The sequence below is a fragment of the Microcoleus sp. AT9b-C3 genome, from assembly GCF_036705485.1.
Classification (GTDB): Bacteria; Cyanobacteriota; Cyanobacteriia; order Cyanobacteriales; family Microcoleaceae; genus Microcoleus.
In genome coordinates this window covers 23,623-48,964 of sequence record NZ_JAUBUR010000020.1, presented here as the reverse complement: position 1 = coordinate 48,964, position 25,342 = coordinate 23,623, and the positions used below count along the sequence as shown (strand labels likewise).

At 47.2% G+C, this 25,342-nt stretch carries 19 protein-coding genes; 9 read left to right on the top strand and 10 right to left on the bottom strand.

The window, feature by feature from the left end; translation table 11 throughout:
* Window positions 1–154: 154 nt before the first annotated feature.
* Window positions 155–2,716 (bottom strand): phosphoribosylformylglycinamidine synthase subunit PurL, encoded by a 2,562-nt coding sequence (gene purL, locus QUB77_RS18530; RefSeq protein WP_333175764.1) that lies wholly within the window; start codon window positions 2,714–2,716, stop codon window positions 155–157.
* Between the two features lie 142 nt (window positions 2,717–2,858).
* On the opposite strand from purL, the gene QUB77_RS18525 reads away from it, so the two are divergent.
* Complete coding sequence (locus tag QUB77_RS18525) at window positions 2,859–3,464, top strand: pentapeptide repeat-containing protein (protein ID WP_333175762.1); 606 nt, start codon at window positions 2,859–2,861, stop codon at window positions 3,462–3,464.
* A 9-nt stretch (window positions 3,465–3,473) separates the two neighbouring features.
* Here QUB77_RS18525 and QUB77_RS18520 read toward each other — a convergent pair whose 3' ends face one another.
* Window positions 3,474–4,100: a Uma2 family endonuclease gene (locus QUB77_RS18520; RefSeq protein ID WP_333175760.1), complete on the bottom strand. Its 627-nt coding sequence runs from the start codon at window positions 4,098–4,100 to the stop codon at window positions 3,474–3,476.
* A gap of 136 nt (window positions 4,101–4,236) precedes the next feature.
* Between QUB77_RS18520 and QUB77_RS18515 the strand changes: the two genes are divergently transcribed.
* The gene (locus tag QUB77_RS18515) at window positions 4,237–5,970 is read left to right on the top strand and encodes a DUF3352 domain-containing protein (protein WP_333175758.1); all 1,734 of its coding nucleotides are present in this window, start codon (window positions 4,237–4,239) and stop codon (window positions 5,968–5,970) included.
* Window positions 5,971–6,152: 182 nt separating this feature from the next.
* Here QUB77_RS18515 and mrdA read toward each other — a convergent pair whose 3' ends face one another.
* Window positions 6,153–7,979 (bottom strand): penicillin-binding protein 2, encoded by a 1,827-nt coding sequence (gene mrdA, locus QUB77_RS18510; RefSeq protein WP_333175756.1) that lies wholly within the window; start codon window positions 7,977–7,979, stop codon window positions 6,153–6,155.
* A 548-nt stretch (window positions 7,980–8,527) separates the two neighbouring features.
* Between mrdA and QUB77_RS18505 the strand changes: the two genes are divergently transcribed.
* Both QUB77_RS18505 and cysE read left to right on the top strand, forming a co-directional pair.
* The gene (locus QUB77_RS18505) at window positions 8,528–9,010 is read left to right on the top strand and encodes a hypothetical protein (RefSeq protein WP_333175754.1); all 483 of its coding nucleotides are present in this window, start codon (window positions 8,528–8,530) and stop codon (window positions 9,008–9,010) included.
* A 224-nt stretch (window positions 9,011–9,234) separates the two neighbouring features.
* Window positions 9,235–10,041 (top strand): serine O-acetyltransferase, encoded by an 807-nt coding sequence (cysE, locus tag QUB77_RS18500; protein ID WP_333175752.1) that lies wholly within the window; start codon window positions 9,235–9,237, stop codon window positions 10,039–10,041.
* Window positions 10,042–10,146: 105 nt separating this feature from the next.
* On the opposite strand, the gene QUB77_RS18495 is transcribed toward cysE, so the two are convergent.
* Window positions 10,147–10,728 (bottom strand): Npun_F5749 family FMN-dependent PPOX-type flavoprotein, encoded by a 582-nt coding sequence (locus QUB77_RS18495; RefSeq protein ID WP_333175750.1) that lies wholly within the window; start codon window positions 10,726–10,728, stop codon window positions 10,147–10,149.
* 83 nt (window positions 10,729–10,811) lie between these two features.
* Between QUB77_RS18495 and QUB77_RS18490 the strand changes: the two genes are divergently transcribed.
* Together QUB77_RS18490 and QUB77_RS18485 are read left to right on the top strand one after the other, a co-directional pair.
* Complete coding sequence (locus QUB77_RS18490; protein WP_333175748.1) at window positions 10,812–11,930, top strand: tocopherol cyclase family protein; 1,119 nt, start codon at window positions 10,812–10,814, stop codon at window positions 11,928–11,930.
* A gap of 146 nt (window positions 11,931–12,076) precedes the next feature.
* Window positions 12,077–12,577, top strand: coding sequence for a plastocyanin/azurin family copper-binding protein (locus tag QUB77_RS18485; RefSeq protein ID WP_333175746.1), 501 nt, complete (start codon window positions 12,077–12,079; stop codon window positions 12,575–12,577).
* 70 nt (window positions 12,578–12,647) lie between these two features.
* Here the strand turns inward: QUB77_RS18485 and clpS are convergent, their stop codons facing one another.
* The 4 genes from clpS to pflB form a co-directional block, all read right to left on the bottom strand.
* Window positions 12,648–12,941, bottom strand: a complete 294-nt coding sequence (gene clpS / locus QUB77_RS18480) for an ATP-dependent Clp protease adapter ClpS (protein ID WP_333175888.1) — start codon at window positions 12,939–12,941, stop codon at window positions 12,648–12,650.
* Between the two features lie 227 nt (window positions 12,942–13,168).
* Complete coding sequence (gene adhE / locus QUB77_RS18475; protein WP_333175744.1) at window positions 13,169–15,802, bottom strand: bifunctional acetaldehyde-CoA/alcohol dehydrogenase; 2,634 nt, start codon at window positions 15,800–15,802, stop codon at window positions 13,169–13,171.
* A 124-nt stretch (window positions 15,803–15,926) separates the two neighbouring features.
* Complete coding sequence (gene pflA / locus QUB77_RS18470; RefSeq protein WP_333175742.1) at window positions 15,927–16,667, bottom strand: pyruvate formate-lyase-activating protein; 741 nt, start codon at window positions 16,665–16,667, stop codon at window positions 15,927–15,929.
* A 179-nt stretch (window positions 16,668–16,846) separates the two neighbouring features.
* Window positions 16,847–19,075, bottom strand: a complete 2,229-nt coding sequence (pflB, locus tag QUB77_RS18465; RefSeq protein ID WP_333175740.1) for a formate C-acetyltransferase — start codon at window positions 19,073–19,075, stop codon at window positions 16,847–16,849.
* Window positions 19,076–19,485: 410 nt separating this feature from the next.
* Between pflB and QUB77_RS18460 the strand changes: the two genes are divergently transcribed.
* Window positions 19,486–22,221 (top strand): bifunctional acetate--CoA ligase family protein/GNAT family N-acetyltransferase, encoded by a 2,736-nt coding sequence (locus tag QUB77_RS18460; protein WP_333175738.1) that lies wholly within the window; start codon window positions 19,486–19,488, stop codon window positions 22,219–22,221.
* A 402-nt stretch (window positions 22,222–22,623) separates the two neighbouring features.
* Here the strand turns inward: QUB77_RS18460 and QUB77_RS18455 are convergent, their stop codons facing one another.
* The gene (locus QUB77_RS18455; RefSeq protein WP_015178829.1) at window positions 22,624–23,226 is read right to left on the bottom strand and encodes a superoxide dismutase; all 603 of its coding nucleotides are present in this window, start codon (window positions 23,224–23,226) and stop codon (window positions 22,624–22,626) included.
* A 381-nt stretch (window positions 23,227–23,607) separates the two neighbouring features.
* On the opposite strand from QUB77_RS18455, the gene QUB77_RS18450 reads away from it, so the two are divergent.
* The gene (locus QUB77_RS18450; protein WP_333175736.1) at window positions 23,608–24,147 is read left to right on the top strand and encodes a phosphate-starvation-inducible PsiE family protein; all 540 of its coding nucleotides are present in this window, start codon (window positions 23,608–23,610) and stop codon (window positions 24,145–24,147) included.
* A 213-nt stretch (window positions 24,148–24,360) separates the two neighbouring features.
* Here the strand turns inward: QUB77_RS18450 and QUB77_RS18445 are convergent, their stop codons facing one another.
* Window positions 24,361–24,912, bottom strand: coding sequence for a peroxiredoxin (locus tag QUB77_RS18445; RefSeq protein WP_333175734.1), 552 nt, complete (start codon window positions 24,910–24,912; stop codon window positions 24,361–24,363).
* A gap of 119 nt (window positions 24,913–25,031) precedes the next feature.
* Here QUB77_RS18445 and QUB77_RS18440 point away from each other — a divergent pair.
* Window positions 25,032–25,342: peptidylprolyl isomerase (locus QUB77_RS18440; protein WP_333175732.1), on the top strand; the 311-nt coding region annotated here is incomplete at its 3' end.

Sequence of the window (25,342 nt, the reverse complement as noted above, 5' to 3'; positions counted from 1 at the left end):
TTTTCTAAGAATCGTGAATTTTGTAAGAAGTTGGGGTTCTAGGGTGTGTTTTAAACCCGGAGATCCCCCCTAGCCCCCCTTAAGAAGGGGGGGACAAGAGTATTCAAAGTCCCCCTTTTTAAGGGGGATTTAGGGGGATCAAAACTTCACGTTGTCAGACAGATGCAATCCGACGCTCGATCGCATTATAGAATCGATCGCCCATATCACCCATCGCCACCTCAATTAACACTTGATTGTCAGCACTCACAACCCGCAAAGGTGATTCAGCCCCGCCAACTAAACCAATTTTCTGCCACATTTTAGTCAAATGTTCTTGCAGGTAAGACTCCCAAATTTCTTGATTTTTCGGCGCGACTGAAACTACAATGCAGTTGCCCATTTCACCAAACAAAATTTCATCCCAGCGACTGACATTTGCCGAATTACAACTGAGATGAATTTCCGCACCCATTTTAGCAGAGATACAGCATTCCGCGAGGGCGATCGCAATTCCACCTTCCGCACAATCATGGGCCGAACCTACCCAACCTTGCCGAATTCCATCCCGACAAACCGATTGCACTTTTCTTTCTAAATCAAAATCTATCCTTGGGGGTTTCCCAGCTATAATCCCGTGAATTGCTGCTAAATATTCCGAACCTCCGAGAGTAGGAGAAGTTGCAATTTTTGAGCTTTCAGATGAAAGTTCTGGGTTTTCGGATGATTCACCAATTCCCAGCACATAAATTAAATCACCTTTCTTTAGCCAAGCTTGGCCAGAAATCTTCTTCAAATCGGGAATTAACCCCACCATTCCGATTACCGGAGTCGGATAAATTGGTTGAGGATTTCCCTCAGCATCAACAGTTTCATTATAAAGAGAAACATTGCCGCCAGTCACAGGCGTTCCCAACTCCCGACAAGCATCAGCAATTCCGCGACAAGCTGAGGCTAACTGCCAATATCCGATCGGCTTTTCGGGACTGCCAAAATTCAAATTATCAGTAACTGCCAGAGGTTCAGCACCCACACAGCTTAAATTTCTCGCTGCTTCTGCTACGACTGCTTTTGCACCTTCATAAGGATCGAGATAAACATAACGAGAATTGCAATCAACCGTTGCAGCAACTCCAGGAATCATCCCCAGGGGCGCTTCCTCCTTGCTAAGGGGGGGAGAAACTTTTGGAGTTTCCCTACCTTGTGCCTTTTTAAATAGAGGAATTACCTCTTCTTCCTGTTTGCTTTCAGAAGCTAGAGAAACAGCATTTTCTCTCTGTAGATCCCCCTTAGCAAGGGGGTGTACTTCTAGCCCGTTACCAAGGGAAGATTGGCAAGGTTCTAGCGGACGCAATCTGACAACCGCAGCATCAGCGCCTCCCGGTAAAACAACAGTATTGTTTTGCACTTGATGGTCGTATTGGCGATAAACCCAGCGTTTAGAAGCGATGGTGGGAGTATCTAAAAGCGTCAGCAAAATCTGATTCCAAGTTTGGAAGTTGCCGTTAATTTCGATACCTGTAACTGTGGATTGTGGCAGCGAATCCGCCGTCCATTCCCATGCTTTTTTAGCATATTCGGGCGGCTCTGTCAACAGTTCTCGGTGATAAATTGGCGTGTTATCTGCCAAAGCAGTGGCGGTAATTTCCGCAGCGATTTCGCCTTTAAAGAGAATTCGGACGATCGGCTGTTCGATAACTGTCCCCGCTACTACCGCGTGCAATCCCCATCTGTGGAAAATATCGATTAATTCCTGTTCCCGTCCTTTTTGGGCAACAAACAACATCCGTTCTTGGGATTCTGAAAGCAGGTATTCGTAGGGAACCATACCGCTTTCTCGAACAGGAACTTTGTCTAAATCGAATTCAATGCCGACGCTGCCTTTGGCTGCCATTTCTGATGTCGAACAGGTGATTCCGGCTGCACCCATGTCTTGGGCGGCGACGACTGCACCGGTTTTGAATGCTTCTAAACAAGCTTCAATTAAGGATTTTTCTAAAAATGGATCTCCTACTTGGACGGCGGGGCGATCGTCCATTGATTTGTCGGTCAATTCGGCACTGGCAAAACTTGCTCCTCCCATGCCATCTCGCCCGGTAGTTGAACCGACGTAAAGCACGGGATTTCCAATTCCCGAAGCGCCGGATTTGACGATTTCTTGAGTTTCCATTAAACCCAAGGCCATGACGTTAACTAATGGGTTGCCAGAATAAGCAGGATCGAAGTAAACTTCGCCGCCAACTGTGGGTACTCCGATGCAATTTCCATAATGAGAAATTCCCGATACTACGCCTTTGAACAATCTCTGAGTTTTAGCATCGTCTAAGTTGCCAAAACGCAGGGAATTTAAAAGTGCGATCGGGCGTGCACCCATTGTGAAGATATCGCGGAGAATGCCGCCGACACCGGTTGCTGCACCTTGGAAAGGTTCGACTGCAGACGGGTGGTTGTGGGATTCAATTTTGAAGGCGAGTTGCAAGCCTTCTCCCAAGTCTACGACGCCGGCATTTTCTCCGGGCCCGACGAGAATTCGATCGCCCTCTGTGGGAAACTGTTTTAATAGTGGCCGCGAATTTTTGTAACAGCAGTGTTCGCTCCACATAACGCCGAACATTCCCAATTCAGCTTTATTAGGATGGCGACCGAGACGCTGAACGATTTCTTCATATTCTTCTGGTGTGAGTCTTTCACCGGCAATTTGTTCGGGGGAAAATGGGGATTCGGAGATGGGAGACATGGAAACTCGTTATAAACCACAGGCTTTATTCTAAATGCCCTGTGCTTGGTTAATCTAAAATCTATAATCTAAAATCTATAATCCTAGGTCTTTGGGTTGCTAACCTAAAATCTAAAATCTAAAATCTAAAATCTAAAATCGAATGACTTTACCTCAAAATCTCAATTTTGCTAACCAAAACTTGCGGAACCGTTCTTTTAAAGGGCTTGACTTATCAGGGGCGAATTTCAGCGGTTGCGACATTCGAGGCTGCAATTTCACCGGGGCGATTTTGAGGGGGGCAAATTTTCAGGGTGTCAAAACCGGACAAAGCCGCAGGCGGGTGAGAAATTTGATTGCTAGGGCTGGGGTAACGGCGGTGACAGTGACGGCTGCTGGGGCTTTGACTGGACTGATAGCCGGGGCGGATGCGGGGGCTGTGGCGGTGGCTGGAACCGCTGCGACGGCGATTGCGGCGACTCGGTGCGAGGCTGGGATTGTGGCGGGGGCTGTGGCTGGGGCTGCTGCTGCGATCGGGGCTAGCGGTATTGTGACATTTTTGGGTGGAGATACTCTCAGGGGAATTATCTTATTTTTGGTTTCTGGGGTAATTCTTGGCTTAACTGCGATCGGCTTTTTTATCGCTGTTGAACAAATAGAAAAATTGTCGATAACGTCGTTTAGAAAAGCTGATTTAACTGATGCTGTTTTCGATCCGGGCGCAGTTCTAGATGCCGATTTTTCCGATGCGCGAGGATTGCGGTGGTAGACTGCACAATTACTGATTTCTCACCCATTCCCGGAATTCTCGCACTGCTGCGGTTGCGCCTGTAGTTTGAGTGCGATCGATAAATTCGTCAACTTTTGCAGTCGGTAGCATCGGGAAAGCCCGGGAAAAATTGCACTCGGCATATTCGCCATCTTGCAATTGAGAAAACTTGATGCTTCGTCCGTCGTACCGCCAAATTTCTGGTACGCCTAAATCTGCATATAAATCGAATTGATTTAAGGAACTGCTGGTAATATCAATTTCCAGTGCTAAATCTGGCGGCGGATCTTGAGCAAAGTCTAATTCGGTTCTCCCTCTGACCAGTGCTTCATTCTGGATATAATAGCATGAATCTGGTTCTTTTCCCGCTGCTTTTTGGCGTTTTTTAATCGTCATCGAGCCAAAGGGGTTGTACTCTAGATTGAGTTCTTCTATGAGAGTTACAATTAAGCGATCGATTAGCCTGTTGCGATTTTCATGTTCCGGTAGCGGCACCATAATTTCTAATTGACCTTGATGATAAGCAATTCTGGTGGAACGTTTGTTTCCCAGTTCCCCTAGCAGGCTTTCATATAACTGCCAACTGATATTTGGCAGTAAAACTCGCTGTTCGGGGGGCGTTGATATTGTTAGCATTTTACTTGGGTTTTAGAGCTTGAGTATATTTTAGTTGATCTTTTTGTTTTGCGAACTGAACAAAAAGTATCTGCCGACAGCTACGGTCATGCGCTACTGTAGTTAATAATAGACTGTGGTCATTAGTCCTTGTTGTATGAAGCTGCGATCGTTCTTTTCTTTCCTCATTGCTGGCGTCTTGGCACTCTTAGGCTTGAGTGCCGGTGGTTTTTACTGGCTGACAACTCACACTCCCCTGAATTTGCTCGCTGGCGGGCCGACAACTACTCCGGCTGCGGCTGTGTTTGTCTCGAAACAAGCACCTTTGTTAGCATCAATGCTGGTAAATCCCGATCGCCTCGAAGCATTGCGGCAAGTTTTTGCCACTCCTGAAGAAAGAAGTCGATCGCACGCGGAATTTGAGCAAATTAAAAAAAGTTTCCTCGCCAATACAGGCCTGGATTACAGTAGAGATATCCAACCTTGGATAGGTGACGAAATTACCCTAGCCGTTACAAAGCCCGATTTGGATGGCGACAGCAGAAACGGCCAACAAACCGGGTTTTTGCTGGCGGTTTCCTCCCAAAAGTTCGATCGCAGCCAAAAATTTATCGACTCCTACTGGCGCCAACAATCTCGTGACGATAAAACAGTGCAGTCGGAAATATATAAAGGCGTGAAAATTAATTATAAACAAGCACCAATATCCCAGAAAAAATCTGCTTCGCTTTCGCCTTTTAACCCGTTTTATCTGCCGACTTCCAAGTTGCCATCCAGCTTCGCAACAGCAGCCATCGGCGGTAATTTTAATTCTGGGGAGAACCAAAATTTTGTTTTATTTTCCAATAGCCCCACTGTGATTCGAGAGGCAATTAATAACGTTGAATCAGCAAACCTAAATCTCAACAATACCCCCGAATATCAAAAAGCTTTGCAGCAGCTAAATCAAGGTAGAATCGCTTTAGCATTTGTCAATCTCCCGCAGTCAGCAACTGGCCCAAATCCCCCAGTTTCTCTTAATTCTCTCGCAGTTGCTGTGGGAGTGAACCGACGGGGATTGCTGGCTCAAACTGCATTAGTGACATCGCGAGAAAACACAGCTTCTCCAACACTCTCCGAACCAGTGCAAGCCTTGCAATACATTCCCTCAGCCAGTCCTTTCGCGGTCGCCAGCACCGATTTAAGGAATTTTTGGGCTGATTTGTCATCGGCGGTTTCCACTAATGCAGAAGTCTCAAATTTAGTCGCTCGCACTCTCGCAGATATTCAGCAAGTTTGGGGCGTCAACCTGCCGCAGGATATATTTGACTGGGTACAAGGAGAATACGCTTTGGCAGTGCTTCCGAATTCGTCAAATAGTACCGACTGGATTTTTGCTACCGAAAACTCTGCTGATTCCCAAAAGGCGATCGAGAAACTCGATGAAATTGCCCGCAGCAAAGAATACAGCATCGGCAGCTTCACTCTCAGAAACCAGAAAATTACCGCTTGGACGCAGTTGACAACGAGCCAAAATTCTGGTAAAGAAAATAATAGAAAAAGTGCGATCGAAACCGAGGCAAAAGGAGTTCGAGCCACCGTCGGCAAATACGAAATTTTCACCACTTCCGTAGAAGCAATGGACGCAGCACTAGAAGCCGCTGAAACAGGCTCTTTATTTGCCAATCAAGATTTTCAAACCAGCATTGAACCGCTACCGCCATCTAACGACGGCTATTTTTATTTAGACTGGCCTTCCAGCAGGCCAATTTGGGAAAAACAAATCCCGCTGTTGAGGTTAATTGAACTTTCGGCAAGACCATTGTTCGACCACTTGCGATCGCTCACTGTCACCAGTACGGGAGAAATAACAGGAATTCGCAAAGCTACAATATTTATGCGGCTGAATTAGTCAGAAGGAAGTTCGGCAACGGATGAGTGTAACGGATGTCAAGGATAGAAGGAAGAAGGAAGTTCGGCAACGGATTCGCTTTCTGAGGATGTAACGGATGTCAAGGATAGAAGGAAGAAGGAAGAAGGAAGAAGGAAGAAACTATGCCCAATTCCCAATTCCCAATTCCCAATTCCCAATAACTAAGGAGTAATAACTACTGACTGCTTCACCTTTTTCGGTTGCCCAAAATAAGCTTGAAACACCTCTTTGGCGATCGGGGCCGCGGCAACAGAACCATAACCGCCATTTTCCACAACCACGGCGATCGCAATTTCCGGCTTTTCAGCAGGCCCGAAGGCTACATATAAAGAGTGATCCTCCTGTCCAATAACCTCCGAAGTCCCTGTTTTGCCCGCCGTCAGCGGAATTGTACCGTCATTGAGTCCCTGTCCGGTACCCTCTGCCACCACCGCGATCAGTCCCTCCTTAACCACCTGAATTGTTGAAGGTTTCATCCCCGTATGTGCCGGTTTAGTCTCCGCTGTGCCAGTCATAGAAGTCAAAAGATGAGGCTTCACCCGATAGCCCCCATTAGCGATCGAACTCACCATTACCGCCCCCTCCAAAGGAGTCATCAACACCAACCCCTGCCCGATCGACATCGTTACCGTATCACCCGCATACCAAGGTTCTTTATAAATTTTCTCCTTCTCCTCCGGCGTCGGGATTTGGCCGTGATCGCCGCCGCCTAACCCCAAAAGATTAAAATCCGTATCCTTGCCAATTCCCAAGCGTTTTCCCCACTTAGAAATTTGCTCCGGCCCGGTACTAATCCCCACTTGATAAAAAAACGTATTGCTGCTGAAAGCCAAAGCATCCCGAAAGCCGATGTCGCCGTAACCGCCGCTGTGTTCGTTAAAATCAATTCCCCCCACAGTAATGTAAGACGAAGTACCGAGAATTGAGTCCGGGGAAAATTTGCCCGACTCCAGACCCGCGACGGAAGTCACAATTTTAAACGTGCTACCGGGGGGATAGCCTTGCATCGCCCGATTCAAAAATGGATTTTCCGGGTCTTGAAGAGTTTCCCACTCATCCTTAGTGATTTTTCGCGTAAACAGATTGGGGTCAAAAGTCGGGTGGCTGGCCATAACTAATACCGCCCCGGTTTTGACATCCAGCGCCACTACTGCCCCCCGGCGGTTTCCCAGGGCTTTTTCGGCTGCTTTTTGCATGGACAAGTCTATGGTTAGCTGCACCGCCTCACCGGGTTTGGGCGGTGTCTCTCCCATTAGCCGTAATTCTTGATTTTGGGCATTTACCTCGATCAGCCGATCGCCCCAAACTCCCGCAATCTTCTGGTTAGAACTCGCTTCTATGCCCATCTGACCGACAATCATCCCCATCGGGTATTCAGGATGAGCTTCCAAGTCTGCTGCGGTAGCCTCGCCAATATATCCGATCACGTGAGCCGCCAAACTGCCTTCGGGATAGTAGCGGTTCGCTTCTGGCCGCACTTCCACTCCCCGCATTTGTCCCACGTGTTCTGCTAGTGGCACAAACACCTCTGGCGGCATTGCTTGCTTGAGCCGCACCGGTCTATAGGATTGAGGATCGACCTCTTTTAATTTTTTTAAAATTTCTTGTGCCGGGATTTTAACCAACGGACTCAACTTTTCTGCTGTCGCTTTCCACTCTTCCGGCGTTTGTTCTTTCGGCCACAAATATACCGATCGAGCTAAATTGTTTGCTGCTAGCAAGTTGCCTTTGCGATCGACAATGTGTCCGCGATTCGCCGGCATGGGCACTAGGCGAACGCGATTGTTTTCGGCTCGTTCCCGGTGTTGCTTTCCTTGTATCAGTTGTAATTCCACCAGCCGACTAGCGTGCAGGCCCAGCAAACCGGTCGCCACCAGCATTAACACGATCGCCCGGTGTATCGGACGCTCCTGTTTCTTAGGAGTTTCCGCCAGGATTTTGTCAGGAGAGTGAAATGCTGAGATCGAATAAACTTGTCGTTGCATCATTCTATAGGTAGATGTCAAATCCTAGATTTTAGATTCTTGAATTGTCAATTGTGAAGTATACATCATCACACCGGGGACGATCGGGCCTTGACTCTTGGGGGAAGTGGAACGATCGATGATTAACTTTTGACTAATCATTAATAACTCATGATTGCTGACTAATCCCCCAAGCACCAAGAAATAGCCAGAAAAATCAAGGCCAGGCTCAGCCAATTAGGGAGGTGGAGCCAGCCGGATAGACCTATAGGTAACAATACCAAGGCCTGTGTCAATAGGGAACCGAGCGCCAACAGCAAGACTAAGAGTATCAAATTTATCATCTTGACACCGTACTATTTCGGATATGAGTCGATCGCCTGTGGCAGAAATCCGAGTGGCACAAGCGAGCGCGATCGTACAGGGATTGTCCTGATAGACATAAGAAAGAGAAGCCAGGAGGTTTTGAACTAATTTTAAAAAAATTATTCTTCCTCCATAGTTTGGATTCTAGGGGCTGCGATGGGTAAATTCTGAGTTGTGATTTGAAGTTGTGACCGAGGAGTATTGCCATGTTGTTTAATCAGCGAGCCAATTTCAAAAACGGTGCGCTCTTGGCGGCGATCGCCGCGATTGCCGCCCTACCAGTTTTAGCAGAAACAGCCAATTTCGGCACTTTAACTTTATCGCGAGGTTTTGCAGCCCCAACAGCAGTTTTGAGAGGTTCCACAGGCGGATCGTACTCTCTATCTGCCATAGCCAACGCCGATCGCCACAAAAACAAATGTTTGGGTTTTGCCACCCCAACTCCCGACCACATCATAGTCTTGCAGGAAAACTTTTCAAAACTCACACTCCAACTCAACAGCGGAGGCAAGGACACGACCTTACTCGTACAAGGCCCCGGTAATGCGGTGCGCTGCGGAGACGATATAGGTCAGAATAAAGATGCTGGCATAGTTGATTCTGACTGGCAAGCAGGCTCTTACAAAATTTGGGTAGGTACTCTCGAACCCGGAGTCAAGTCTAACTATACAATCTCAGCACAGGAATAGTCAGCAGTCAGTAGTTATTGGTTATTTGTTGTCAGTTCCAATGCCCCATGCCCCATGCCCAATTCCCCATGCCCCATGCCCCATGCCCCATGCCCCTATTTCCCCCAATCTGCCAATCTCTTAATCTCCCACTCCCCAATCTCCCGATCGACCGCTCACCTCCCCCATCCAGTAAAATGTAAAATCGAAAGTGGCGTGTTTAACCAAAATAGGTAACTCCGAAAGTGCTAAAGACTCTTAGAGCTGACTTCAGTATAATTTTCGATCGCGACCCTGCCGCTCGCAACTGGCTGGAAGTTTTGTTTTGCTACCCCGGTCTTCAGGCCCTGGTGCTGCACCGCCTCGCACACTGGCTTTATGTACTGGGACTTCCCTTCATCCCCCGCTTGATTTCCCACATTGCTCGCTTTTTGACCGGAATTGAAATCCACCCAGGGGCAACCATCGGCAAAAGCGTATTCATCGACCACGGTATGGGGGTTGTGATCGGCGAAACAGCGATTATCGGCGATTTTGCCCTAATTTACCAAGGTGTCACCCTTGGGGGTACTGGCAAACAAAGCGGCAAGCGTCACCCTACCGTCGGCGAAAACGTAGTTGTAGGTGCCGGCGCGAAGGTACTCGGCAATCTGCAAATTGGCAATAACGTCCGCATCGGCGCCGGTTCCGTCGTGCTCCGCGACGTACCATCTGACTGTACAGTGGTAGGGATTCCCGGCCGCATCGTCTATCGATCGGGAGTGCGCGTCAATCCCCTAGAACACGGCAGTTTGCCGGATTCGGAAGCTGTGGTAATTCGCTCTTTGCTCGATCGTATCGAATCCCTCGAACAGCAAGTAAAAAGTTTGCTTCCTCAAGCATCTGTCTCCTTAGATTCTGTTCCCAATTCCCACAATTTCCACTCAGTATCAGAAGCTTTAAACCAAGCCAGCAATGTAGCCTTAGCCGAAAAAACCCAACTAGCTGCAACCCCTAGCTGCAAGTTAAAAGATAAAGCCATTCAAGAATTTTTCGACGGCAGCGGCATCTAAAAATAGTTTTGAGTGTTGAGTTTTTCATTGGGAATTTCTCAACTTAAAACTTTCCTACTGACAACAGTCAACAGTTAACAGTCAACAGTCAACAGTCAACTGACTTCAAGGATTAACCGATCGCACCGACCAATTTCCCTCCCCGTCGCGCCGATAAAGCGATCGATTTTGCGGTTCCCCCCGCAACTCCAAAAAATCCACAGTTTCCGGTTCCAACAACAGCAAGCAAAAATTAGGCAGCGGCTCGATCGCATCTGGGGAAGCAGAATCAAAAGCACTAGCCTCGGCTTTGTCATCCCCCGGCTGCGGCCAAGCAAACTGCGCTCTAGCCGCCTCAGAAAGCTCCTGCCAACTTGTGCGGCGCGATGAGTAAAACTCTGCCTCTGGATCATCTGCCCCTACCAAAACTAGCTTTCCAGCAATCCGAAATTGTTCGCGAGTTTTGGGGAAATACCAGCAAATTTCCCCCCAAGGATAGAGGTTAATTTCCTCTGCCTTTTGGCTGCGAATATCTGTAATAAATTTCAACTGATTAGTATCTGCTAAAAAGCCTCGAAACACCACAGTGCGGTTGGCCGGACGCCCGGTGGCGCGAACAGTTGCTAATTGCAAGTAACGGGCAAAAGCAAGACTGCGGTTGCGGTGGAGCGCGCGAGCTAAGGGCGATCGCCAAAGTGCTAAAGGCATAAAGGAAGGAAGAAGGAAGAAGGAAGAAGGAAGAAGGAAGAAACAGTTATCCGTGAATTCCCTGTCATGCTAGTGGTAATTTTATGTCAAATTCACTCTCAAAACTCAAAAATATTGAAACTCCCCACAGCGGCTACCACTGGGACGGCAGTTCCCGGCGCTTTTTTGAAGGCTGGTACTACCGAATAACCTTACCGATTCACGGACAATCCTTTGCATTCATGTATTCCATCGAAGACCCCAGAGGCGGTCAACCTTACAGTGGCGGTGCAGCTCAAATTCTCGGCCCGAAAGATAGCTATTTGTGTCGTACTTTTCCCGATGTAAATAAGTTTTGGGCGCACCGAGAAAGCTTAGGTTTCGGACATTGGGGCAAAACAGATTTACAAATTAAACCCCAATATTTAGAGCCGCAAGTATTCGACAGCCGCGTCGAAGAAGGTTATCAAGCTACTGCTACTGTGAATCAAGGTTATCTGCACGATCCGGGAAGCGGCAGGCACTGTTTTTGGCAGTACGAAATTCAACCTATTTATGGCTGGGGAAACTCTGAGGAAATCCAGAAATCTACGGCGGGAATGCTATCTTTTTTACCCATATTTGAGCCTGGATGGCAAATTTTAATGGCTCACGGTTTAGCCACGGGCTGGATTGATTGGAACGACCAACGCTACGAATTTAAAGATGCTCCCGCTTACAGCGAAAAAAACTGGGGCGGTGCTTTTCCGCAAAAGTGGTTTTGGATTAATTGCAATTGTTTTCAAGGCGAAAAGGATTTAGCTTTAACTGCTGGCGGCGGCAAGCGGGGCGTGCTGTGGTGGATGGAATCGGTAGCAATGATTTGTCTGCATTACCGAGGCAAATTTTACGAATTTGTGCCTTGGAATTCGCAAGTTACTTGGAATATTGAACCTTGGGGAAGCTGGAAAATGCAGGCTAGAAACAGCCAATTTGAAGTTGAGTTGATTGGCACTACAAATAGTCCTGGTACTTATGTGCGAACTCCTACAGAAAAAGGCATGGCTTTTTGCTGCCGGGATACGACGCACGGCGAATTGCGCTTGCAACTGCGAGAGTTGTTGGGGGGAAATGTGGAAAAAAATGGCAAGCAGCGTTCTAGAATTATCTTAGAGGCTCAAAGTTCTTTATCGGGTTTGGAAGTTGGGGGCGGGCCTTGGGATGAAGTTTGGCGATCGAATTAAGTCATTAGTCATTAGTCAGTTAAGCTGTTGGGTCTTTAAATTGTATGTAAAAAAAATTAAAGTCTTGTGGGGTGGGCGTCCCGCCCGCCCTCAATATACAATTTAAATGCGCGACAGCTTAATAGTTAACATTAGTCTGAACAGCCATGATCAATTTACTCGGTTGGCAATTAGGCAAATTCTACCGCAGCCAGCGGTTACAAAAAACTTTCAAGATGATTTTGGGAGTAATTTTATGTTTGAGCACAATCTTGATGCCGGCGGCAATTGCTAGTGCTGGGGGTGATTTGTCTCGCCAACCTGTCACCGAAATTACTGTTAGTTTGGGTAACGAAGCTGGGGAACTTAAGTTTTTTCCCAATCTGCTAGAATTTGAATCTGGCAAGCGCTATAAATTAGTGCTAAAAAATCCCAGTTCGCAGAAACATTATTTTACTGCCAAAAACTTTGCTGATGCGAGTTGGACTCAAAAAGTTGAAGCGGGTAAGGTGGAAATTAAAGGAGCGATTCACGAATTGGAACTTAAACCGGGCGCTATGGCAGAATGGGTGTTTGTACCAATGAAATCGGGAACCTACAACCTGCGCTGTACGGTAGCCGGACATACGGAAGCGGGGATGAGGGGCAAAATTACGATCGCCTCTTAAATCCCAATCTCCGTTCAATTTCAGATTAATTACCGAAAATCGATCGAACTTTCGGCCCTCTAGACACTTTTCAAATAGACTCTAGCGGAGCCATTGTCAGTCCCGCACGGCTCAATTGCATATGATAAAGTTCTGCTTGCTCTTGCGGGCCAACCCAGACGGTGGCTTGGCCTTCGTGGTGGATTTGGTTGGCGAGTTTCCAAGCTCGATCGCTCGTCATCCCCGGAATGTATTTCGTCAAACATTCCACAACGTGCTGAAATGTGTTGAAATCGTCGTTAAGAACTATTACCCGATAGTTGGGATAAGGTTTGCGGGTAACTTGACTCGATCGAACGGGTGATATGGTTGGTGAAGAGGTCATCGTGCGAACAGCCACTGAAACTACAGAATTCGTAAAATAGTTACCTCTAACATCATAACACAATTTCACAATTTTTCAACCCCTACTTGGTATTTTGATCCGCTTCGGGGTTTATTTTCACCACCGGGCCCTGCGTTAGATTTCTCCAGAAACTGTGGGGAGTAGAGGTTAGGAATCCTGCCCCCCATTGACAGGCTTTTCTGGAGAAATCTATTGCACCGCGCCGATTAAACTAAAGTTAACACTCGATCGACCTCAGAAGTGTCCCCGCCGTCCGAATACGCTTGCAGCAGAAGTTGCTTTAAATCTTCAATCAGCGGATAGCGGGGGTTAGCTCCGGTACACTGATCGTCAAAAGCACGATCGGCCATTTCCTCAACGCGAGCAAAAAAGAAATCATCACTCATTCCCTGACTGGCAAGAGCCTCCTGAATCGTGCTAGGAAGATCTACCTCACGCTTCAGATCTTCCACCGCTGCGATCAACTTCTCAACTTTTTCATCTTCTGTATCGCCGCCCAAATTCAGATAGTCCGCAATTCGAGCATAACGCCACTTGCTGTTAGGATACTTGTTTTGAGAAAAAATCGCTTGTTTGAAAGGAACATCCGTTGCATTGTAGCGAATTACGTGGGAAATCATCAGCGCATTCGCTAAACCGTGAGGGACGTGGCAAGTTGCACCTAATTGGTGAGCCACTGAGTGACAAACCCCCAGAAAAGAGTTGGCAAATGCCATCCCGGCGATCGTAGCAGCATAATGTACTTTCTCCCGCGCTTTCGGATCGTTAGCACCATTTTTGTAAGCGCTGGGCAGGTATTTAAACAGCAAACGAATCGCTTCTAAAGCCAAACCATTTGTATACTCAGAAGCCAAAACAGAAACATAAGCTTCTAAAGCGTGGGTTAGCGCATCAATGCCGCCGTAAGCAGTCAGTTTCCGGGGCATATTCAGCGTAAGTTCTGGATCGACGATCGCCATACTCGGAGTCAGAGCATAATCTGCAAGCGGATACTTAATCCCCGATCGTTCATCCGTAACAACCGCAAAAGGCGTGACTTCCGAACCCGTTCCCGAAGTAGTTGGAATTGCCACCATAATTGCCTTCGATCCCAAAGGTGGCAGTTCGTATACCCGCTTGCGAATATCCATAAACCGCATCGCCAATCCTTCAAACTCAATTTCGGGATGCTCGTACATCAGCCACATTACTTTAGCAGCATCCATCGGCGAGCCACCACCAAAGGCAATAATCGCATCTGGATGGAAACTATTGCAGATTTCTAAACCTTTGCGAACAGTAGCCAGCGAAGGATCGGGTTCCACATCGTAAAATGTGTAGTGATCGATGCCGATTTCTTCCAAACTATCTGTGACTTCCTTAGTCAATCCCAATTCAAACAAAGGTTGATCCGTCACGATCAAAGCACGTTTCTTACCTGCAAGATCCCTCAAAGCTACAGGAAGACAGCCCGACTTAAAATAAATCTTGGGAGGAATGCGGAACCAGAGCATATTCTCGCGCCTTTCTGCTACGGTTTTGATATTCAGCAGGTGATGGGGTGTCACGTTGACAGAAATCGAATTATCGCCCCAGCTACCGCAACCGAGGGTAAGGGATGGATCGAGGCGGAAATTGTACAAATCGCCGATCGCACCTTGAGAAGAAGGCGTATTAATCAGCACCCGCGAAGTCTCTAGTTTGCTTTCAAAATAACGAATGTGCTTCTGATTGTGGGGAGCAGTGTAGAGTACAGAAGTATGTCCGTGTCCGCCAAAAATAATCAGCGATTCAGCTTTGTCTACTGCTTCAGTAAAGTCCTTGGCGCGATACATGGCGAGAATCGGCGAAAGTTTTTCACAAGCAAAGGGTTCTTCTTTACCAACCGCATCAACTTCTCCAATCAAAACCCTGATGTTTGACGGCACTGTAAAACCCGCAATCTGCGCCACCTTTTGCACCGATTGTCCGACTATTTCGGCATTCAATCGCCCATCAATTAAGATTACCTGCCGCACTTTTTCCCGTTCTTCAGCATTGAGGAAATAAGCACCGCGCTTGATAAATTCCAGTTGCACTGCATCGTACACCTCATCCACAACAACCACCGATTGTTCCGAAGCACAAATCGTGCCGTTGTCGAAAGTTTTGCTGAGCAAAATTGAGCTGACAGCCATTTGGATGTGGGCGGTTTCATCGATGATGGCGGGAGTATTTCCTGCGCCGACACCGAGGGATGGATGCCCTGAAGAGTAGGCAGCTTTTACCATTCCCGGGCCGCCAGTTGCCAAAATTAGTTTGATATCGGGGTGCTGCATCAAAGCTTGGGAAAGCGGCACAGTTGGCTCATCAATCCACCCAATAATATCCGGTGGTGCTCCTGCTGCTACAGCAGCATCGAGGATGATTTTTGCCGCCGCAGCCGTGCAGGATTTGGCGCGGGGATGGGGAGAAAATATAATGCCATTTCTAGTCTTGAGCACGATTAAAGACTTGAAGATGGTGGTGGAAGTCGGGTTAGTTACAGGAACGATTCCCGCCAGCACTCCCACGGGTTCGGCAATGCGTTCGTAGCCAAAATGCCGATCGGACTCGATGATACCGCAAGTCTTGTCGTTTTTGTATTTGTTGTAAATCATTTCTGAGGCAAAATGATTTTTGATTGCTTTATCTTCGATGACTCCCATTCCCGATTCTTTGACTGCTGCTTTGGCTAGGGGAATGCGGGCGGCATTAGCGGCTAAAGCTGCTTGCTTGAATATGCGATCGACTTGTTCTTGAGTGTAGGTTGCAAATTCAGCTTGGGCTGCTTTTACTTTTTGAATTAAGACTTCTAATTCTTCTAAATTGGTAACTTTCATGTTGTTTTTCCTGATGTTTATTTCGGGAAAATTATTGCCTCAATCTTTGATTGGTGGGGAACCCGCAGATCAACGCAGATAATTTCAAGATTGTTGGTGAGTTGTGAACGCGGTCTTTTAATTATTATATACCGCTAGCTCCGATCGCATTGACCCCGCGACTGCGAAAAATATCAACTGTTTGTTGCACGAGTTCCGGTGAAGCTGGAGGTGTATCCTTGAGTTCGTAATCCAGTTTTAATTGTTCCCATTTGTATTCTCCCATTTTATGAAATGGTAATACTTCTACTTTTTCCACATTGTTGAGATTGGCAATAAAATCCGCTAGTTTTTCTACGTTTTCGATGGCATCTGTGAGGTGAGGAACTAGAACGAATCGAATCCAGGTCGGTTTGCCAATTTCGCTGAGATATTTAGCCATTGCTAAAGTCGGTTCGATGGAAACGTTGGTGACTTTGTAATACAGTTCGGGAATGTAGGATTTGATGTCCAATAAAACCAGATCGGTCATTTCCAGAACCGGTTTAGCAACTTCTAAAAGACAGAATCCTGATGTGTCTAGGGCTGTATGCAAACCTATTTGATGACAGCGGGTAAAGATTTCTCTGACAAAATCCGGCTGCATCAACGGTTCGCCGCCGCTGACTGTAACGCCTCCTTTCCGCAGGTAGGATTTACATTTTGTAATTTGATCGATTAAATAATCAACGGTTACTTCTTTACCATCGTGGGAATTGTGGCAGTCGGGATTGTGACAGTAAAGACAGCGTAACGGACAGCCTTGGGTGAAGACGATAAACCGGATTCCGGGGCCGTCTACGGTACCAAATGTTTCGATTGAGTGAATGCGACCAATTCCAGACATTGATTTGGTTTTGAATTTTGCTTGGCTTCAACTGTGCTCGGGCAGCCGTCAAGTTAAAGTTTTAGTTTGGGCTTCGATTCCGCTCAGCCAGCGGTTAAATCGTTAACGGAGCGAAGTCGAAGTTTGAGTTTGGGCTTTGCTCAGATACCGTTTAGGTTGGTAGCTGAGGGAAGTCGAAGCTATACCCGTTCGTGGAATGTGCGTTTAATCACATCTAATTGCTGTTCGCGGGTAAGTTTGATGAAATTAACCGCATAACCGGAGACGCGAATTGTTAGCTGGGGATAGTTTTCTGGATGTTCCATCGCATCGAGTAATGTTTGCCGATCGAGCGCGTTAACATTGACGTGATGGCCGCCATCGTGGAAGTAACCGTCTAACAGACTAACTAGGTTATTAGTTCGATCGCTCTCCATTCTGCCCAAGGCCTGCGGTAGAATCGAAAAAGTATTCGATATGCCATCTTGACAATCGCTGTAAGGCAGTTTTGCTACAGAAGATAAGGATGCGATCGCCCCACAGGAATCTCGGCCGTGCATCGGGTTAGCACCGGGAGCAAAGGGTTCGCCTGCTTTACGTCCGTCGGGAGTGCTACCAGTTTTTTTGCCGTACACTACGTTAGAAGTAATTGTGAGTACCGATTGAGTCGCTACAGCACCGCGGTAGGTTTTGTGCTGGCGAATTTCGTTCATGAAGCTTTGCACGAGGTCGATCGCCAGACTGTCTACGCGATCGTCATTATTGCCGTATTTTGGATATTCTCCTTCGATCGAGTAATCCACTGCCAAACCTTGCTCGTTGCGAATCACCTTAACTTTCGCGTGTTTAATCGCCGATAGCGAGTCCCCCACCACGGACAGTCCGGCAATTCCGCAGGCCATTGTCCGGTAAACATCGCGATCGTGCAATGCCATTTCCAGGCGTTCGTAGCAGTATTTGTCGTGCATATAGTGAATGACATTCAACGTATTGATATACGTTTTTGCCAACCACGCCATCATTTCCGTGAACCGCGCTCTTACCTCTTCATAATCGAGATATTCGGTAGTAATCGGTGGGAACTGCGGCGCGATTTGGTCGCCGGACTTCTCATCTTTACCGCCGTTAATCGCATAGAGCAAAGTCTTAGCCAAGTTAACTCGCGCGCCGAAAAACTGCATTTGCTTGCCAATTCGCATCGCGGAGACGCAACAGGCGATCGCGTAATCATCGCCGTATTGAGGACGCATCAAGTCGTCGTTTTCGTACTGAATCGAACTCGTGTCGCTGGATACCTTCGCACAGAATTGTTTGAAGTTTTCCGGCAAGTTTTCCGACCACAAAACGGTGAGATTTGGTTCTGGTGCAGTACCGAGGTTTGAGAGAGTGTGCAAGAATCGGAAACTGTTGCGAGTTACCAATGTTCTACCGTCATCGCTGATACCGCCGATCGCCTCTGTTACCCAAGTTGGATCGCCTGAAAACAGAGCGTTATAGTCGGGAGTTCGCAAAAACCGCACCATGCGGAGTTTCATGACAAAATGGTCGATCAGTTCTTGCAATTCTTGTTCAGAACTCGCGCCGCTTTGCAAATCGCGCTCGAAATAAATGTCTAAAAACGTCGATACGCGGCCGAGAGACATCGCTGCCCCGTTTTGTTCTTTCACTGCTCCCAAGTAGCCAAAATACACCCACTGGACTGCTTCTCGTGCGTTTGCCGCCGGACGGCCAATATCAAAGCCGTAGCTAGCAGCCATTTCTTTTAACTCAAACAATGCCCGAATTTGCTCGGATAACTCTTCGCGCAAGCGAATTGTTGCCTCGTCCATCGCCTCTAGTTCGAGCGATTCTTGCTGTGTTTTTTTATCATCAATCAGGCGATCGACACCGTACAAAGCAACGCGCCGGTAGTCACCGATGATCCGCCCGCGTCCGTAGGCATCGGGCAAACCTGTGATAATACCAGAACGTCTCGCCAGACGCATCGAGCGCGTGTAAGCATCGAATACACCATCGTTATGAGTTTTGCGATATTTCGTAAATATTTCTTCAGTTTGTGGATCGAGCTGATAACCGTAAGCTTCTAAACCGGCCTTGACCACGCGAATTCCGCCAAAGGGCATAATCGCGCGTTTCAAAGGTCTATCTGTTTGCAAACCTACTATTTGTTCTAAGTCGCGATCGATGTATCCTGCTGCATGAGCCGTGATAGATGTGGGAACTTTTGTATCAACATCCAATACACCTTTTTCGCGCTCTTGCTTCATTAATTCCAGGACTTTCTGCCAAAGCTGCTGAGTCTTTTCGGTTGGTGCTGTGAGAAATTCTGCATTCCCTTCGTAGGGGGTGTAATTCTTTTGGATGAAGTCTCTAACGTTGACTTCGTTTGTCCAGTTGCCTTCAGTAAAGCCGTGCCATTCTGCAAACATAGCTTGCTTTCACCTCAATTTTTTGTTAGCGATCGATCTTTTTTTCTTCGACCACTACATCTACTATATATTTAATTTCAATATTTTAACTACCCGGTTCGCTATTTGTTACAAAAGTTGACTTGTTAATTCCGTGGAAAGAATTAAGATAGATAGTAGGCAGAACATCCTCTTGAATTGTTAAGGAAGCTCTGACCAAATTGGTTCCCGAACTAACACTTTGACAACCGAAATGTTGTTTAAGGGCGGGTGGGTCGGAAACGCGCAATGAGATTTTTTTTTCAGAAACCGCGAACAGCCGAAGAAGCTGAATAAAAAGCAGAAAACAAGTAGAAAAAGAGTTCGGATTGGATGCGGTAGTTGTCGAAAGCAGAGCAATATTAATTGCTGATTAATTGAAGTAGGGTATTATGCAGATAAATTCAAGAAATCAAAGCACTGCGAGCGATCCGGCTCACGATATTTGGAAAGAACAGCGTCATCCGCTCGATCGGATTTTTCGGCCTCAGTCCGTGGCTGTAATCGGCGCAACAGAGAGAGAAGGCAGCGTCGGACGAACTCTCCTGTGGAACTTGATTCGGAATCCGTTTGGCGGCACAGTTTTTCCGGTGAACCCGCAGCGCCACAGCGTGTTGGGACTCAAGTCTTATCCTGACATTGCTAGCGTCCCGGAGGTAGTGGATCTGGCGGTGATTGCTACGCCTGCTGCTGGGGTGCCGCAAGTGATCCGCGAATGTATCGCTGCTGGGGTAAAAGGAGCAATTATTGTTTCTGCTGGCTTTAAAGAGATTGGTGCGGCTGGGGAGGCTTTAGAACAGCAAGTTATGGCCGAGGCGCGTCGGGGCGGAATGCGGATTATCGGCCCAAATTGCCTCGGTGTGATGAATCCTGTGCTCGGGCTCAATGCTACTTTTGCAGGTACGATCGCCCGTCCGGGTAATGTCGCCTTCATCAGTCAAAGCGGCGCCCTCTGTACTTCGATCCTAGACTGGAGTTTGGGAGAAAATGTCGGTTTTAGCGCTTTTGTGTCGATCGGCTCTATGCTCGATGTCGGTTGGGGCGATCTGATCGAGTATTTCGGGGACGATCCACATACTCACAGTATCGTTTTGTACATGGAATCAATGGGTGATGCTCGTTCGTTCCTGTCCGCCGCCCGCCCAGTGGCGATCGACAAACCGATCATCGTTCTCAAGGTAGGACGTACCGCCGCCGCCGCCCAAGCCGCCGCTTCCCATACGGGAGCTTTGACCGGTAGCGATGACGTGCTTAACGCTGCTTTCCGCCGCTGCGGCGCGTTGCGGGTACATACGATTTCCGATTTGTTCGACATGGCAGAAATTCTGGCCAAGCAACCGCGACCGCAGGGCAACCGCCTGTCGATCGTCACCAATGCAGGAGGCCCGGGGGCGATTGCCACTGATGCCTTAATTAGCGACGGCGGTGCGCTGGCAGATCTGGCACCGGAGACGGTGCAGCAGCTTGATGAGTTTTTGCCGCCTCAGTGGAGTCATCACAACCCGATCGATATTTTGGGCGATGCTAGTAGCGATCTTTACGCCAAAACTCTAGAAGTTGTCGCTCCCGATCCCAATAGTGACGGATTGCTGGTCATCCTAACGCCACAAGCGATGACAAATCCCACGCAAACCGCAGAAAAACTCAAGTCTTACAGCCAACTCGGAAAGCCCTTATTAGCAAGCTGGATGGGCGGTGTGGAAGTGTCAGCGGGAACGCAAATTCTCAATCAGGCAAATATTCCGACTTTCCCTTATCCCGATACCGCCGTCAGGTTATTCAACTATATGTGGCGGTACACATACAACCTGCGCGCGATCTACGAAACGCCATCTCTCCCCGCTGATTGCGAACTCGATACTTCCGGCTGTGCGACTGCTGCGAAGATTTTGACTGCCGCGGGCCAAAACAATCGCACTCTATTAACCGAGTACGAATCAAAACAGTTGCTGGCAGCTTACGGCATTCCCACCGTAGCGACAGAAATTGCAGCAAGTGCGGCCGAAGCTGTGGAAATTGCCGATCGCCTGGGTTATCCAGTGGTGCTAAAACTTCATTCTGAGACGATTACTCACAAAACCGATGTGGGGGGCGTAAAACTAAATTTAGGCGATGCTAACGCTGTAATTAGTGCCTTTGAGGCGATCGCTCAGCGGGTACGGGATCTCGATCCTGCAGCGTTTCTCGGCGTAACCGTGCAGCCGATGGTGCATTTGGAAGGCTACGAACTAATTTTAGGTAGCAGTATTGACCCACAATTTGGGCCGGTGATGCTGTTTGGTTCCGGCGGACAATTAGTGGAAGTCTTTCAAGATCGATCGCTCGCACTTCCCCCTTTAAATACCACCCTAGCGCGGCGGATGATGGAGCAAACGCGCATCTATAAAGCTTTGCAAGGAGTGCGCGGTCGATCGGCCATTGACCTGGTACAACTCGAACAGTTATTAGTTCGTTTCAGTCAACTGATTGTAGAGCAACCTCAAATTGCCGAGATTGATATTAATCCGCTGTTGGTTTCTCCTGAAGGTGCGATCGCTCTTGATGCCCGCGTTGTTCTCCAAACAACGGAAAACGCTATTTCACCGGCGATTCGTCCCTATCCTACGCAATACGTTCAAAAATGGTCAACGGAGGGCGATCGTCCCCTCACCATCCGTCCGATTCGCCCAGAAGATGAGCCGCTGATGGTGCTGTTCCACCAAGAACTTTCGGAAGAGAGCGTGTATTTGCGCTACGCTCACATGGTAAAGTTAAAGCACCGCATCGCTCACGAACGTTTGACCCGGATTTGTTTTATTGACTACGATCGCGAAATGGTGTTAGTAGCCGATCGTCTTGACCCGGAAACCTCAGAACACCGGATTTTGGGAGTAGCGCGTCTGAGCAAACTCCACGGCACAAACCAAGCCGAATTTGCCCTGATCGTTAGCGATAGCTATCAGCAGCGCGGTTTGGGAACAGAATTATTGAGGCGGCTGCTGCAAATTGGTCAGGAAGAGAAATTAGAGGCGATCGTCGGCTACATTCTCAATAGCAACTACAAGATGCAGAGCCTCTGTAAAAAACTAGGATTTGAACTCCAACCAGACCGAGGCGAAGGAATGTTGAAAGCTGTTTTTGTTTGCTAATAGCAAGTTTGGTTAAAAAATAATAATATCAATTCCGGCTTCGCCGGAATGATATCAAATCCGCGCTTCATCGTCGCGATCGAGTCGAATCAAGCAGCCAACAAATAATTCGCGCCCTTTTCAGTTTTTTGACCCGCCCGTCAACAGTCAACAGCCAACAATCACGGACGGTGCAACCGGAATTAATATAATTCTCATTCATCACAACTTTAGTCCTCACTACAAACTTTATCGGTTTGTAGTGATATCATGTCCGGTCGAGCGACCGCGATTTTTGTAGGGGCGGGTTCACCAACAATACCTGCCAACAATGGACAATCTCAAAAACCCGCCCCGACCGGGATATTATGGTTAATCGATCGGACATGATATGAGGACGAAAGTCCTCAAACTAAGATGCTACTAAGCCGCAGCCAAATTTGCTGCTGCGAAATCCCAGTTAGCCAAATTATCCAAGAAATTAGTAATGTAGTCGGGACGGCGGTTTTGGAAATCCAAATAATAAGCGTGTTCCCACACATCCAAAGTCAGCAACGGAGTTTGGCCGTGTGCTACCGGGGTGTCAGCGTTAGCAGTTTTGGTAACTTTCAAAGTACCGTTGTCTAAAACTAGCCAAGCCCAGCCGCTTCCGAACTGAGTTGTCGCAGCAGTCTTGAATTCTTCTTTGAATTTGTCGAAGCTGCCGAAGTCGGCGTTGATTTTGTCAGCTAAAGCTCCTGTCGGAGTGCCGCCGCCGCCCGGTTTGAGGGAATTCCAAAAGAAATTGTGGTTCCAAACTTGACCTGCATTGTTGAAAATGCCTGCTTTGGATGGGTCTTTAGCAGATTCCTTGACAATTTCTTCAAGGGATTTGCTCGCCATTTCAGTCCCTTCAATCAGTTTATTCAGATTGGTCACGTAAGCAGCGTGGTGCTTGTCGTGGTGGAACGAAAACGTGTTAGCCGACATATGAGCTGGTTCTAGGGCGTCAGCGGCGAAGGGTAATGGTGCGAGTTCAAATGCCATGGTGTTCAATCCTCTCTGGATTACTTTGGGTTTTTCGGTTGACTTGGTGGCTTTTTTATGATTAAAGCCGAAAGTCACTAGCTTGAGTTTATCAAGCTGTGGTAAATAATTCTTTACAATTTTCCTATTTTATAGCAGTTGCAGCATTTTAGGATTTTGAGTTCTGCTTTTCACCAGTCAAATCTACTAATAGCAGGTTTTAAATAGCACAAAGTTTGGCAAAATGTCAACCCGCCAGCGCGGTAAATAAAAGTTTGTGGGAAATTGTCAACAGAGGGAATTTTTATAAGAGTTATAAATAAATTAAACGGATTTTTTGTCAAAGATAAGCTCACTTTAACTTAAGCTGTAAACAAGTCAAACAGATTGGAGGAGCCGTCTATGCAAAACCGTTCAAATAACCAGATTAATCAGCCCCCCCAATGGTTGAATCTAAAACTAATAGTCACCGCTCTGGAAACTGTTCAAGATTTAATTGTAATTTCTTTGTGTATTGGTTTGTTCTGTTTCATGGTACTCGAACTGCGAGAAATGTTTTTCTCGCTGCTGCCTCCTTTGAATTTTCAGGAAGTGACTGCCGACATTCTATTTTTATTGGTTTTGGTGGAATTATTTCGGCTGCTAATTATTTACTTGCAAGAGCAGCGCGTTTCGATAGGGGTGGCTGTGGAAGTTTGTATTGTATCAGTTTTGCGAGAAGTTATCGTGCGGGGAGTGCTAGAAACTCCCTGGGTTCAAATATTATCAACAGGCGCATTTTTGCTGGTTTTGGGAGTGCTGTTGGTAGTCCGAGTTTGGTTGCCGCCAACCTTCGAGGGAATTGACCCGGAACGCCGCCTTGCTAGCAGAAATAGAAAATTGTCACAGCCTGAATCTTCTTCCGATTCTGTTGCAATCAATAGCAATGTTAATTCTCATTGAGTATGGCAAGACAGGCGATTTTAGATTTTAGATTTACTGTGATATTGCTTGTTACGTTACCAGCCATCATTTCCCGTAAAATTAATCTGGTAACGTTTGTAGTTAAGACTAAAATTATCTGCATTTTTAGAGGATTTTAGTCCTCACTACAAACACAAGCTTCATCAGTCATTGCCAGTTATTCAAATCTAAAATCTAAAATCTAAAATCGTATTACCCGTTAGCCTGTAATTCCCCCAAACGAGCCAACACTTCTTTAGAATGAATCGCCGGATTAATCTTCACAAAAGTTTCCCGCAAAATGCCTTCAGGGTCAATAATAAAACTGTGCCGCGCCGAGATAAAACTCATCCAAGAACCGTAAGCTTTACTCACTTTACCATCAGTATCAGCTAACAGCGGAAACTTCAAACCTTCGGAATCGCAAAATTCCGCGTGAGAGTTGACATCATCAGCGCTAATGCCGAGAATTTGAGTATTCTTGGCCAAGTATTTCGGCAAGTCTTCCTGAAATCTCCGTGCTTCGATCGTACATCCCGATGTAAAGTCTTTCGGATAGAAATAGACTACCAGCCACTTACCGCGATAATCGGAGAGGGAGACTTGTCCGTCGCCGCTGTTTGTTGGCAAACTAAAATCCGGTGCGGCTTCATTCACCGTCGGAAGCTTGCCACCGAGGGCAAATGCAGGTGTGGCAAAATTGAAACTTAGAAAAACTAGACAAATTGCCAATAAAGTGCTAAAAAACTTGCGGCGAGACATCATAAATTTAGAAGTAGAACTGTACTTAAGACAAGTTTACAGTTTTCTGATTAAATGGGTAGGGGCAATTCGCCGATTGCTTCTGAAACCCCAATATCACTCACTCAAATAGCAATTTACCTATGAGCGCTGCACTCCCGTTAACAGGCAAAGTTAGAGTAGTCCAGGTAATTAACGGTCAACCCGTTACGATCGAAGTAGACGGCACTAATGCCCCGATTACTGGAGGAAATTTTGTTGACTTAGTTGAACGCGGCATTTACGACGGGGTGATGTTTCACCGAGTTGTGCGCCAGCCAGAGCCTTTTGTGGTGCAAGGAGGCGATCTGCGCAGCATAGATACTTCAATTCCAGCCAGTCAATTGGGAACGGGTAGTTTTATTGACCCGGATACCAATCAGGCGCGTTTTATTCCTTTGGAAATTAAGCCGCA